The sequence below is a fragment of the Pseudoroseomonas cervicalis ATCC 49957 genome (assembly GCF_000164635.1).
Lineage (GTDB): Bacteria > Pseudomonadota > Alphaproteobacteria > Acetobacterales > Acetobacteraceae > Pseudoroseomonas > Pseudoroseomonas cervicalis.
Genome location: NZ_GG771048.1, coordinates 1 through 1,069, shown reverse-complemented (window position 1 = coordinate 1,069; position 1,069 = coordinate 1). Strand labels below are relative to the sequence as shown.

Genomic DNA, 1,069 nt, shown 5'->3' with positions numbered 1-1,069 from the left:
CCGCCCTGGCGCTGCGCGCCTCCGGCAGCGGCCCGGTCAACGCGCTGGCGCTGCGCGCCGGCCTCGATTTCGGCGATGCGCGGGCCGAGGCGCAGGGCAGCCTCGACCTCACCGCCCCGCGCTACGCCGGCACGCTGACGCTGCGCCACCCCGGCGCGCCGCGCCTGCTGGCCGAGGGCTTCGGTATCGCCCCGCCGCCCTGGCTGGGGGAGGGCTCGCTCTCCCTGGTCTCCAGCGTCGCGCTGGCGCCGCGCGAGCTGGCGGCCGAGAGCTTCGATCTGGTGGCGGCCGGGCTGCGCCTGGGCGGGCAGCTCGGCCTGTCCTGGCCCGCGGGGGTGCCGCGCCTGTCCGGCCGGCTGGTGGCGGAGCGCCTGCCACTGCCCTGGCCCGATCTCGCCTCGCGCGAGCCGCTGCCGCTGGCGGCGCTGGCGGGGTGGGAAGCGGAGCTGGCGCTCTCGGCGCAGCGCCTGGAGCCGGCCGGATTCGATCCGGTGGGCCCGGTCTCCGCCACGCTGCGGCTGCGCCAGCGCGGCCTGTCGCTGGAGGCGGTGCAACTGAACCTGCTGGGCGGCCGCGCCACCGGCCAGCTGCGGCTGGAGGGCGGCGCCACGCCGCCCGGCCTCACCTTGCAGGGCCGGCTGGAGGGGCTGGCGCTGCCCGGCCCGCTGACCGGCCTGCCGGTGGACCTGTCCGGCGGCCGGCTGGAGGCCGAGGCCGATCTGCGCGCCACCGGCTTCAGCCCCGCCGCGCTGCGCGCGACGCTGGGTGGCACCGGCCGCGTCGCGCTGCGCGACGGCGTGTTGTCGGGGGCGGATTGGCGTGCCGCGCTGGAGGCTTCGGGCCGTGACAGCCTGGCCTCGGCCGAGGCGGGCATGCGCGCCGCGCTGTCCGAGGGCGCCACCGCCTTCGAGGCGGCGGAAGCGGGGCTGCGGCTGGAGAATGGCCGCGCGGTGCTGGAGGGCGGCCGGATGGCGGTGGCCGAGGCGCCGCCGGTGGCGCTGGCGGGCGAGGTCGATCTGGCGCGCGGCGGGCTGGACCTGCTGCTGAGCGCGCGGGATGGCGAGGCCCC

The 1,069-nt window shown here is 79.7% G+C and carries 1 protein-coding gene; it reads left to right on the top strand.

What is annotated here, in order from left to right; genetic code table 11:
* Nucleotides 1–1,069, top strand: a 1,069-nt coding sequence (locus HMPREF0731_RS21630; RefSeq protein WP_040614359.1) for an AsmA family protein, incomplete at both ends; no start/stop codon positions are given.